Below are 11,404 nucleotides of genomic sequence, written 5' to 3'. Positions count from 1 at the left end.
CTGGATAAACAGGCTTCTGTAGATCGTTTCGTGAGACACACGCTCGCCCTCGTCGTCGGGATGCTCGCGCTTCAGCCAACCCGCGATTTGCTGCGGCGACCACTTGCGTTCGAGCTTCTGAGCTATTGTGTGACAGAGCGCCGGCCTCTCCGGCAGCTTGCAGGGCTTCGGACGCCGTGCACGCTCCCAGGCTGCCTGATCGGACTGGGTGGCCCGGTAATGCTGACGCCCCCCGTTGCGCCGCACCTCCCGGCTGATCGTCGATGGAGATCGGCGCAGCTGACGCGCAATTGTACGAACGGACAACTCGGCTCCAAGCCCGCGTGAGATTTCTTCGCGCTCTGCCGTTGTCAACGCCCACCGTGATCGCCGCCGCTCTGGTGGCCGTATACCACCCGTTCTCGCAAGCAGGGGATAGATCGACGACGAGCCTCGATCAAACAACCGACCGATCGAGCTCATCGACTCTCCGCGCTGCCAGCGATCCCAAATCTCTGCCTTCTGTTTCTCCGTAAAATAAATCCGACGACGATAAGCCATACCAACACTCCATCCTTGCTTCCAAAGTGAAGTGTTGCGGCGATCCGTTGAGTCCGCCGGACTAAACCGTCATTCATTTCAGCTACCAAAACTTTGCGAGGTAACGGAGTTGTTTATCGTTCTTAGCCATTGCGTCTTGTGATCCACCTAGCCACACTGAAATCGTAATAAAGTCCAGCGAACTCCTAAGTCGATGGCTAATGAAAAAAAATTTGAACGACGTCTGGCAGCAATTTTGGTAGCCGACGTCGTAGGCTTCAGCGCTCTCGTCGGCAGGGATGAGGAGCGGGCGATCCGTGCGTTCAAATCCCATATGTCGGTTCTTGAACTTCTCATAGCCTTGCATTCCGGGCGCATCTTCAAGTCTACGGGGGATGGATTCCTGGTGGAGTTTTCTTCGGTGGTCAACGCTGTGTCATGCGCCGATGCGATGCAAAAGAAAATGTGCGAACGCAACGCGCAGGGAAAAATTGCCAAACCTATTGAGTTTCGAATGGGCGTTCATTGCGGAGATATTATTGCTGATGGCCAGGATCTCCTGGGTGACGGTGTCAACATCGCCGCCCGTCTTGAATCTGTGTCCGCGCCTGGCGGAATCGCTGTCTCGGCCCGCGTTCGGGATGACGTTGCGGGAAAGTTAGATATAGTTTTTGAGAGCAAGGGTCTTGTTGAGCTGAAGAACATAGCCGATCCGGTTCATGTATATTGCATTGGTCCACAGACTTTGACGCCTTTGGTTGTCGGAATTAGCCTGCCTGACAAGCCTTCAATTGCTGTGCTTCCGTTCGATAACATTTCGGATGAAGACAAGGACGAGTATTTCGCCGACGGGGTAACAGAAGACATCACCGTTGCCCTGTCCCACGTGCCATGGGTTTTTGTCATAGCGCGCAATTCGTCTTATTCCTACAAAGGGTTGTCCGTTGACGTGCGCCGGATTGGGAGCGAGCTAGGTGTTCGCTACATACTAGAGGGCAGCATCCGCCGCAGCAGCAACCGCCTCAGGATATCAGCCGAACTTATCGACGCCGAGACAGGCGCTCATATCTGGGCAAAGCGGTACGACGGCGTACTAGAAGACGTATTCGATTTGCAGGATGAGGTTTCCACTGAAGTCGTCAGCTCAATTGCGCCAGAAATCCAGAGCGCAGAAATCAAGCGTGTCTTGCGGAAACAGCCAAAAAACATGAACGCCTACGACATGTATCTAAGGGGCCAGCATGCCCTTCACCTCGGACGCATAGAAGATGCGACCGAATGGTTCGAGGCGAGCCTGGCTGAAGCGCCGGAATTTGCCAAGGCACGCGCCAAGCTGGCGTGGATTTCCACGGTCTGGCACTATTTCGGCAAGAGCCCTTCGGGCGATGATAGGATCAAGAGCCTTGAACTTGCCCGCGGCGCACTTGAACAGGACACAGATGACTCCGAAGTACTGGCCTATTCTGGCTATACAATCGGCTTTCTCGACCGGAAACCGGCTTATGGCCTTGATCTGGTCGAGCAGGCCATCGACAAGAGCCCGAGTTTTGCCTGGGCTTGGGCATCAAGCAGCCTGCTTTACTCCTATATAGCAGCGGCCGATCAGGCCTTAGAACGCGCGCGCGTTGCGCTGCGCGTCAGCCCGCGCGACCCATTCGCCTTTCGAACCTACATTGCAGTGTCCCTAGCCAACATCGTCAAAGGGGACTACGAAGCTCTTCTCAGAAGCGGGGACAAGGGCATAAGTCTAAATCCACGCGCCATAAATTTCCATTACCATCGAGCCATTGCGCTTGCTCAGTTGGGCCGGATGAACGAGGCGGAAAACGCCCGCAACCTTGTTCTGGAGATAGACCCAGGATTTCGCATTTCTGAGTACATTTCTTATTGCCGGGATGAAATCGGTGTCAGTGATGGGCTGAACGTTCCGCTTGAAAACGGATTGCGAATGGTCGGCTTTCCCGAATGAGAATGCTTGTGCCTTCTGCGCTTAGAGCGACTGCAGTTACTTGTGCCAAGTAAATGGTTTACTATCGCCTACACAAGCGGGTCTCTTTGTCCCGATTTTCTTTTGATACCTCTACAAAGCGAGCAAACCCATTCCGCAGCACCATCAACCGGGAGTCCAGAACTCTTTAAATCATGGTGAGAAACGATCCGTTGCTCCCGGCAGAAAGGACATGTTGCGACCGCATGGAAATCTGGAACGTGAGTAACTTTCGGTGGCACAGGATTACAAACCATCGAATTCTCCTTACGCGACACCAATGTCGACTCCGATAAAAAATGATTGCTCCTCTCGGCATTTTTGCGCGCCGCAGAAGAGCGAATTCTAACACAAATCGATGGGCTATGCGACTGTCATTGGGAGTTCGGCTCTGGGCTCAAAGCGGTCCTACAGATGTATTTCCGCGAATGTCAGCTTTTCTGCACTTGGCCCACAATAGCCTGCCCGCCTTCGTTCACGGTCACATGTTCAACGATCACTTTTGACTGTCCACCGTTGCGATGCTTTCGCATGGCTTCGGCCTGCGCCGCAAACGTCCGAGCCAACCGGTTGAATGATCTCTCGTAGATTTCATGCTGGTGCAGACTGTCCACACTGTTCAGCTTGTTGGATATGCTCATGAGACTAGCATGCGTCGCGGCCATCTGCACTGCCAGCATCCGTTCCACAGCGTCACGCGGGGCCATGTCCTCGATCATCGCCAGCATGAAGTCGCGGCCTTGCTGGGCCTGTGGTTCATGCTTCGTGCCGCAGGCACCTAGGGCTTGCACCAATAGCGCACCTGCAAGCCCCTGATCCCCGGTGCCGAACAGATCGAGAAGCACCTGCGGATCAGGGACGTTTACGTGCATCTCGTTTTCGCCGGTGCGGTTGACCTCGATCCCGCGATTGGCAGGTTTTTCTACCTTTCCCATGCCTTTCCCTCACGTCTGGCGGCTATAGCTGTCCGCAGATCGGTCACTACGATACCGGCGGCGCGAGCGGCTTCGATCAATGCTGCCGCCTTGGCTTCGGATCGGTTCTGGCCTCCATCATATTCGCGGATCGCGGCGCGCTCTTCGAAGTGATCCACGGCGTCGGTGATTTTGTCCTGCCGTGTGCTGCTAATCGCTAATCCTGCTAATCCATCCGCTTCGTGCCCTTCCTGATTAGCGACTTTCGCGGGATTAGCGGTTAGCAACGTATCACTTGCGTTTTCGCGTTTACGGCCCTCGATCTTCGCCCGGACACGCCAAAGGGTCTCATAGGGGTCAAACTCAAACCGCTTCATGACCGCACGACCCGCCATGCTTCTTTACGCTGTTTGCCATCCACCGTCGCGCCATCTGCCCGGACAAGCCAACCGTGGCTTTCAAGAAGGGCAAACACCTTTCTGCATTTCTCTGCCGTCCTGAGGCTGTTCGGCCCGCGCTGGGCGGCAAGGCCAGCAGTCACAAATTCCTCAGCCCAAGAAGTCAGAAGCCACCGTTTCATCAGTTCGGCATCAGCGATATGCGGCGGGATCACCGCAGCGTTTTGCAGACGGGCTGCTTCATTGGCATAGAACCGCGCCAATTCGACTGCATCAGCCATCGTCTCACCGGTGACGGTTGCCGTAGTTTCCTCGCAGATTAACGTAAAAACCGCCGACAGACGCGCTGCATGTTCCGCCGTTTTGCTTGCGAAGGCGCGCACATCTTCGAAGGTCTCACCCTGGGCTTGGGCCTGTTCCATTTCACGGGAAAAGTCAGTCAGTACACCCCGTGCATCCTCGGCCAGCGTCAGCACCGGCGGCGCAAGTTCATTCCTGCGTCCCTCTGCAAACGCCATAGGGTGCGACAGAAGCCCTTCGATCCGCTTTGCGAAGCGGTCCACCTCTGCCATCGCATCGGCGTCCTGCGTCAGTCTCAGGCGGTGCCCGATATGACTGACGGGGCGGCAGGTCAGGAACCTTGCAAGAAGCCCCTGACCGTTTGCCAGCGGGTCGCCCAGGAATTCCTCTGCCGCGCTGGGCTGGATCATCAGGTGCGATGAGAACCGCCGTCCTGCATAGCTGGCAATGCCATCACCTGCCCGCCATCGGTCCAGTGTCGATCCGTCCCACATGGCCGTGAAGGTCGCGAGGGTGTTCAATCTGTTCTCAGACTTCATGCCGTGACCACCCAGCATCAAACCACCTTCATCAGTCATGATCCCCAGTGACGCGCGCAGTACTGGCAGATGCTTCACGATCCCCTCCACCGTTGCTGATCCGGTCACAATGGACGGATGCAGGGGTGGCTCAGGCTCAGGTCCAAGGTCGCACAGATCTGCACGGGTTGCGGCCTGATTTTCACCAGCACCGCGAAGGATAGCAGCTTTGCGCTTTTCCCAGATGGCATGTTCCCGGTGATAGCTTTCCAGTGCTTCATCATACTCCGGGCGCAGCTTGGCCTCGAAGGCGCGGACACCTTGCATCGCCAGCTTGTCAGCGGTGCTTTTACGTTCACCGCTTTCCGCCACGGTCAGCAGAAAAAGGGACACAGGACGCGGCCCGCCCAGTGTCTCCACGTCATGCAGCCCTTGCACTGCCAGCGCAGAGGCCGCCAGAACGCTTGCAGCACACATGGCAGGTGGCGCTTCCGTCACCTTTGCGATGGCCTCTGTCGGACCTCTCAGCGGCCCCAGTGCATGAACCGGATAAGGTGCTGCGTCAGCGGTTTCGCGGATCAGGGGTTGCGGTCCCTCTGGCGTAAATGGTGTGGGTTCAGGCGCAGTCATGGCGCACATTCTCCTGTACAACATCATTCCAATCGTAACCTTCGGGCGGGATCAGCAGATCCACCTTCCACCCCAACGCATGAGCCCGCTCGGCCAGTGCATGTGCTGCCGATCTGCCCGCTTCATCGCCATCAGGTGCAATCGTCAGCCGGCCCTTTCGTTTCGGCAGGGTCAGCACGCGCATTCCACTTGTGCTGAGTGTCGCCCAGACAGTCGCAGGGCCTTTAAGAAGGCCACAGGACAGGCTCAGGGCAGTCTCTATGCCCTCTGCCACGGCCAAGCGGAAATGGCCGTCAGAGAGCCGCACAGCACCGCCACGCGCGCGGCCCAGCATCATCTTGCGGCTATCTGTCAGGGCAGTGTTGTCGCGGTGCAGATAGGTCCGGTGGATCGCGAAGGTGTCGCCGCCGTCGATCCGCGCAACCATCGCTGGGAACCGCTTTGCAGTCGGTCCATGCCAGCACCCCGGATGATACCTGAGCGAAGGTGGCAAGGGGCATGTGATCCCCCTGCCGCGCAGATAATTCTCAGCAGGGGTACCTTCGATGGGTTCAGTTTCCTCCCAGCACCTGCGCGCCTGATCCGCCCGCTTCTGGCCCTCCTTACGCCGCTCTGCGTCTCGCTGGGCCAGTGTTGCAGGATCAGGCGGGCGATAGTCACCTGTCGTCACTCCTGCCGCCGACAAGATCGCCGTGAAGGTGCAAGCGGATTTCTTGCAATGGGCTAGCAGTCGGCCATCATCGCTATCTGAGAGGGTCAATGCAGACTGATCGCGCCGCGCGTCGGGCTGGCAGACCGGACAGGGTGTAACACCATAGCTGCCGTGCCAGTGCCCGGACAGGCTCAGGGTCAGGTCACGGGCATTCATGACGCCACCTCGAAAGTGAACCCCATGCGGGCCAGCACCTCTCCAATCCGTTGCCATGTGCAGGTTTGCGCACTAAGTTCACGGTGTCCGTTGTCCACAGACACAGCCTGCCCCGTTGCGCTATGCCCAGCGCGCGGGGCTTCGTATGTGTTGGTCATGGGTCACGCCGCCTCCCCGTCCCGTGTAGCGATTAAGGTCGCGTCGTGGGCGTCCAGTTCGTCAGCGTTCCAACGCGTTTGACCGCCGATCTTCACCGGACCGGGGATTAGACCTTGCTTCGCCTTGCGCCACGTTGTCGCCTTGCTCCACCCGTAACGCTCCGAAACCTGTTGATCATTGAGCCACTTTGGCATTTTTTTACCTCCTGAGATTTGTTTCTCAGGTGTGACGCTGGCAGGTTGGAAACATAGCTGTCGATTTTTGGCTAGGTCACTTTTCTCGAAAAAGTTCGCGGACAAGCCCTTGAAGCCAACCCGCTTCAGGGTTCTTCAGTCTAGGGTGGCCGTTGTAACGCTCAACTAATTGCCGACACACTTCCCTTCGGTTGATTGGCTTCGGCAACTCCTCAGCAATTTCCATTGCCAGTTCTCGTATCCGGTCGCGATCATAGACGCGGGGGTGACCGGGACCGGGATCGGCTACCCCCATTAGAACATCTTGGGCGCGTTCAAAGTCGGCCAGCCTTATGCGCCCATCGTATGTGAGATAAGTTGACCATTGCGGCTTCCACGTCTCTTGCAATTCACCCTCTCGGCAAAGTTTGACTATGCGCTTAGCATCCGTCTTTGACCGAATTTCTACCTCTATCACTTCGCCCCACCATTCGGGCACTTGACAGGAGCCAGCGCTCCGCCAACTGATGTTGTGTGATCTTCGCCATCACTACCTCAATTGCTCGCTGCAGTACGAGGAACTTCGTCCCGGTTCTAGCGAATAATCTGAGCATCAGATGGCCAAAAGTATGTGGTCAGACATCAGGAAGACGCGACTCAGAGAGCCGTTAAGCCATTGAAAAACATATAGTGGTATCGGGTGGTTGTGACCTTGGCTCGACGGAGCGTGATAGTGCGTGATCTGGTCATTATGAGTCGGTCCTTCGACTGCATCACCTGCGAGGTTGCAGTTCACCCAACAACGGCTCGCTGCGAAAAGGAGTCATCCGACGGAAAAGGTCAGATGACTGCGTCGAGCCCAAAGCGGACAAGCACCTAAGCCCATAATTTTCTCGCGCCGGCGATGGCCTCAAACGGCTGTCAATTTTACCATAGTAGCAGGCTTGCTTTTTGCGCCTTGAAACCTTTTGGCGTCGGAAAAAGCGAGCGCATCCTAGCAACACGTTCGATCTCGCCATCCAGCATCTTTCGGACAGTGTTGAACCAGTTATTGAAGGTTTCAGATTCCCAATGATCCTGGACCGCGGCTTCATTCCTGAACACTTCGTAGAAATAGAAACGATTTGGGTTTGTCTCATCCACCATAATATGAAACTGGAAAACTTCGGGTTCTTCACTGACAACATTTTGCGCTTGGAAGGTGCTGGCATCCAAAAAGGACTGCCGATACTCAGGTTTTACGTTGATCACGAAGAACCCACCAAACATTGCATCGTCCATATTTGTCTCCCTTATTGAACCAAAAGCGGCGAAGGTCGCAAAACACACCTGTCCTGCTGGATGGCATTAACCTAAAGCACTGCGACTCCCATGACCCTAAGCGGGTATCCTTTCTTCGTCTGCTTCACCCCATCCTAGTGCGTGTGCAAGTTCGTGTGACATTGCGGTAAGTGTATGGCCGATCTTTTCTCGCTTCGAGGGTGTAAACACCCGAAGAGACGCCGTAGCGCCGATTGAAAGCGTCGCACCAACTCCTGTTTTAGTCAGCGTTGTTGCGACAGAGCTGATCCCGCGCTCCAGTTCTTCCACACATTCGGCATACCCTTTGGTTCGAATGACATCGAGTTCCGCGGCCAGATCTTTAGGGTTTGTAATTGTGCGATCTGTGTAGCGCTTAAGCTGTCCATCCAATCGGTCCTGAGACAGCAGCTCAGGCGACACGGCGGCAATTGCCTTGGCGCAAGAGCACGCGTGCATTGGTCGTTTGCCCATACCTGGATGAAGAAAAGACACGCCCGTCTGCGGTGTCTCCACATGAATAATCTCAACGCAATGGCCCCGTAGCCGAGACAAGAAAAACGCAGCGCCATAGTCATTCGCGGCGCCAGAGAGGACAGGCGCAATCACCTGCAAAAGAGCGGGATCAGAGTGATCGCTCAACGTGATACGCTTTAGCCTAATCCCAATCGCGAACTCACCGCGGGTTGGTGATTCAAGTAGGCCGGACAAAACAAGGTCTTGAACCAGCCTGTAGGCCGTCGGTTTAGGTATTTCGGAGTGGGCACAGATATCTGCTACGGAAGCACGTCCTTTTTGACCCACGATTTCCAAAATCAGCGCTAATCGTTCGAGATGCATTTATCTCACTTTATGATAACTAAGTTTTCGATATACGATACAATTTAGGGAATCAAGGGAGGAGCACACGATGGATGGACAATGCTGTGGACCGGGCTTCAAGAGTCCGCAAGAAGCCATCAAAGCCCCACGAGAAAAGCTACTCTATACGATCGCCATCTACACCGGGACGGGGATCCAGAAACCTGATTACCTTGCTACAGTGGATGTCGACCCTGACAGCCCGACCTATTCTCAGGTAATCAATAGGCTGGAAATGCCGGGGATTGGGGACGAGCTTCACCACATGGGGTGGAACGCCTGTTCGTCCTGTCACGACGACGGCTCGATGTCCCGCAAATACCTGATCCTGCCAGGCGTACGCTCTAACAACCTTCACATCGTTGATACAGCCACTGACCCGCGTGCGCCGCGGTTGCATAAGGTCATCGACGGGGCCGAGATCAAGGCCAAGGCAGATTTATCGGGCCCGCATACGGTGCATTGTTTGGGCTCGGAGATCATCATTTCCTTCCTTGGAAATGCCAAGGGTGAAGCTCCTGGAGGCTATCTGCATCTCGACAAAGAGTTCAACATCGTCGGTCGCTGGGAAACCTCGATGGGCGATATCAAGTTTGGCTACGATTTCTGGTACCAACCTCGCCACAACGTGATGGTCAGTTCCGAATGGGCAGCGCCCAATACCTTCATGCCGGGCTTCGATCTGGAAGAAGTGGGTCATCTAAAATATGGGCGGGAGCTGCATTTTTGGGATTTCGAAAAGCGCGAACCGGTCGAAAGCTTCTATTTGGGTGAAGACGGGCTGTTGCCACTGGAAGTCAAGTTCCACCATGACCCCGACAGCACGCATGGGTTCTGTGGCGCAGCTCTTTCGACCAATGTGATCCATTGGTGGCAAGACGATGCTAAAAAGTGGCGGTGGGAAAAGATCATCGACGTGGAAAACGAGGTGCACCCCGAATGGCCGATCCCGTTGCCGGGGGTTATGTCGGCGATCCTGATCTCGATGGACGACAAATACTTGTACCTGAACAATTGGCTGCATGGAGATATGCGCCAGTATGACATCACCGACCCGCATAATCCCAAGCTGACCGGCCAAGTGTTTATGGGGGGCCTTTTGGGTAAAGCTCCGATCGTTAACGGGGTCGAGGTCGCAGGGGGGCCGCAAATGTTCCAGCTCTCTCTCGACGGACGAAGGCTTTATGTCACGACCTCGCTGTTTTCGACTTGGGATAACCAGTTCTATCCTGAGATCCGCGAAAAGGGCGGGGTTATGGTGATGATCGATTGCGACCCTGAAAACGGTGGTATGAAGATCAACGAGGATTTCATTGTGGACTTTGGCAAGGAACCGAATGGTCCATCGCGCTGTCACGAGAGCCGGTATCCGGGCGGTGATTGCACAAGCGACATCTGGCTATGATTATGTATACCGTGACGATCGCGAACAGAGATGGCGCGCAATACTGTGTGGATGCGCGGCGTCCACTTCTGGAAACGCTGAGAGAACAGGGCGTCGACTTGCCTTTTGGGTGCAAGTATGGCGGCTGCATTACCTGCGCGGCAAAACTAAAGACTGGCGCGATTGATCAACGCCGACAGGTTGCGCTGAATAATCGGCAAATCGCAAACGGCTATGTGATCCTTTGCGTGGCACGTCCGACATCCGACATCACGCTTGAGATCGGGGTCGAGAGCCATGAAAAGCTGTACCGCAATCCGTTTCTCGACCCTCTCAAACCCCACGAACTCAAGGCTGACATTGCGACGCCGAAGGAAGGTTAACCGATGCCCGAAGCATATATCGACCGCATCTACGATTACGACCCCAAATACCTCGCCGACATCCTGCAGTCGGTTAAAACCATTGCAATGGTGGGGGCTAGCGCGGACAAAACGAAATTCAGCTATGGCGTTCTGCGACAGTTGAGTGAAATCGGCTATGATATTCTACCGGTGAATCCTAACCCGAATGTTTCGGAAATTAGAGGGCTCAAGGTCTACCACTCACTGGAAGAGATCGACAAACATGTTGATATGGTAGACGTTTTCCGCCCGAAGGAAGAGTTATTTGGCTTTGCCGAGAAGGCCATCGCAATCGGGGCAAAAGTTCTTTGGGGTCAAATCGGTGTGTACGACGACAAAGCAGCGCAACTCGCCGAAGCGGCGGGCCTTAAAGTCGTGATGAACCGATGCCCCAAGATTGAACTCTTCCGCCCTTTTTGGAAGCCGCGCCTGGACCTAAAGATATGATGGAAATTCGATTGGTAGCGGCCTCCTCAGCATCCAATGAAGGTGCCAATTGAGACTTTTTTGCTTCCGGAAGGGAAGACAAGTGATCTTGCCCACTCTACGCAACCGCGTACTCTAAACCCAAGAATGGCCGTTTTGTTTAGAGAACCAACGGTCACCTTGTCCGCGAACAGATATTTGGGCCACGTCCCAGCGCCGCGCAGCGGCGACCGACCGCTGTGTCCGGCGGTTTCAACTGATCGATGCAACACTTTAATCTTTTTGGAAAGATGGAGTGTAAGCCATGGCCTATCGTCGTCGCATATTTTTCACAGACAAACAGAAGTCAGAGATATGGGATCGATGGCAACGCGGAGAGTCGATGAGTTCTATAGGGCGGCTTTTTGATCGCGAGTCGTCTTCGATCTATCCACTCCTTGCTCGCACTGGCGGCATTCGCCCGCCGGCCCGCGTCAGATCCCGGCGCGCTCTGACACTCTGCGATCGAGAGGAGATATCGAGGGGCTTACGTGCGAGGGTCTCGATACGGTCGATTGCCCGTGC

13 protein-coding genes and 1 pseudogene are annotated in these 11,404 nt (G+C 55.3%); 5 read left to right on the top strand and 9 right to left on the bottom strand.

Going from position 1 to position 11,404, the window contains the following annotated elements; genetic code table 11:
- Window positions 1–540: helix-turn-helix domain-containing protein (locus RUA4292_RS00165; RefSeq protein ID WP_145974790.1), on the bottom strand; the 540-nt coding region annotated here is incomplete at its 3' end.
- Between the two features lie 193 nt (window positions 541–733).
- Between RUA4292_RS00165 and RUA4292_RS00160 the strand changes: the two genes are divergently transcribed.
- Window positions 734–2,488 carry an adenylate/guanylate cyclase domain-containing protein gene (locus tag RUA4292_RS00160; RefSeq protein ID WP_058275777.1) on the top strand — a complete coding sequence of 585 codons (1,755 nt, stop codon included), beginning with the start codon at window positions 734–736 and terminating at the stop codon, window positions 2,486–2,488.
- Between the two features lie 449 nt (window positions 2,489–2,937).
- On the opposite strand, the gene RUA4292_RS00155 is transcribed toward RUA4292_RS00160, so the two are convergent.
- The 8 genes from RUA4292_RS00155 to RUA4292_RS00120 form a co-directional block, all read right to left on the bottom strand.
- On the bottom strand, window positions 2,938–3,441 hold the full coding sequence (locus RUA4292_RS00155; protein WP_058275776.1) for a hypothetical protein: 504 nt from the start codon (window positions 3,439–3,441) through the stop codon (window positions 2,938–2,940).
- The gene (locus tag RUA4292_RS00150) at window positions 3,429–3,815 is read right to left on the bottom strand and encodes a hypothetical protein (RefSeq protein ID WP_058275775.1); all 387 of its coding nucleotides are present in this window, start codon (window positions 3,813–3,815) and stop codon (window positions 3,429–3,431) included. Before RUA4292_RS00150 ends, RUA4292_RS00155 begins: the two co-directional genes overlap by 13 nt.
- On the bottom strand, window positions 3,794–5,266 hold the full coding sequence (locus RUA4292_RS00145; RefSeq protein ID WP_058275774.1) for a YfjI family protein: 1,473 nt from the start codon (window positions 5,264–5,266) through the stop codon (window positions 3,794–3,796). The genes RUA4292_RS00150 and RUA4292_RS00145 overlap by 22 nt, the downstream gene beginning before the upstream one ends.
- Window positions 5,253–6,134, bottom strand: coding sequence for a DUF7146 domain-containing protein (locus RUA4292_RS00140; protein ID WP_058275773.1), 882 nt, complete (start codon window positions 6,132–6,134; stop codon window positions 5,253–5,255). The genes RUA4292_RS00145 and RUA4292_RS00140 overlap by 14 nt, the downstream gene beginning before the upstream one ends.
- The gene (locus tag RUA4292_RS24650; RefSeq protein ID WP_158506868.1) at window positions 6,131–6,292 is read right to left on the bottom strand and encodes a hypothetical protein; all 162 of its coding nucleotides are present in this window, start codon (window positions 6,290–6,292) and stop codon (window positions 6,131–6,133) included. Before RUA4292_RS24650 ends, RUA4292_RS00140 begins: the two co-directional genes overlap by 4 nt.
- 3 nt (window positions 6,293–6,295) lie before the next feature.
- Entirely contained in the window at window positions 6,296–6,487 is a 192-nt protein-coding gene (locus RUA4292_RS00135) for a helix-turn-helix transcriptional regulator (RefSeq protein WP_058275772.1), read from the bottom strand.
- Between the two features lie 906 nt (window positions 6,488–7,393).
- Window positions 7,394–7,795: a putative quinol monooxygenase gene (locus tag RUA4292_RS00125; RefSeq protein WP_145974788.1), complete on the bottom strand. Its 402-nt coding sequence runs from the start codon at window positions 7,793–7,795 to the stop codon at window positions 7,394–7,396.
- Window positions 7,796–7,843: 48 nt separating this feature from the next.
- Entirely contained in the window at window positions 7,844–8,605 is a 762-nt protein-coding gene (locus RUA4292_RS00120; protein WP_058275769.1) for an IclR family transcriptional regulator, read from the bottom strand.
- 70 nt (window positions 8,606–8,675) lie between these two features.
- On the opposite strand from RUA4292_RS00120, the gene RUA4292_RS00115 reads away from it, so the two are divergent.
- From RUA4292_RS00115 to RUA4292_RS25680, 4 genes and pseudogenes are all read left to right on the top strand, one after another.
- Window positions 8,676–10,031 carry a selenium-binding family protein gene (locus RUA4292_RS00115; RefSeq protein WP_058275768.1) on the top strand — a complete coding sequence of 452 codons (1,356 nt, stop codon included), beginning with the start codon at window positions 8,676–8,678 and terminating at the stop codon, window positions 10,029–10,031.
- Window positions 10,032–10,033: 2 nt separating this feature from the next.
- Window positions 10,034–10,393, top strand: coding sequence for a 2Fe-2S iron-sulfur cluster-binding protein (locus RUA4292_RS00110; RefSeq protein WP_058275767.1), 360 nt, complete (start codon window positions 10,034–10,036; stop codon window positions 10,391–10,393).
- A 3-nt stretch (window positions 10,394–10,396) separates the two neighbouring features.
- On the top strand, window positions 10,397–10,861 hold the full coding sequence (locus RUA4292_RS00105; protein WP_058275766.1) for a CoA-binding protein: 465 nt from the start codon (window positions 10,397–10,399) through the stop codon (window positions 10,859–10,861).
- A 283-nt stretch (window positions 10,862–11,144) separates the two neighbouring features.
- Window positions 11,145–11,404 (top strand): annotated as a pseudogene (locus RUA4292_RS25680) (IS30 family transposase); the annotation flags it as partial.

Origin of the sequence: Ruegeria atlantica (assembly GCF_001458195.1) — a bacterium.
GTDB lineage: Bacteria > Pseudomonadota > Alphaproteobacteria > Rhodobacterales > Rhodobacteraceae > Ruegeria > Ruegeria atlantica.
The sequence above is the reverse complement of the archived record's forward strand: the minus strand, read 5'-3'. Positions and strand labels throughout refer to the sequence as shown.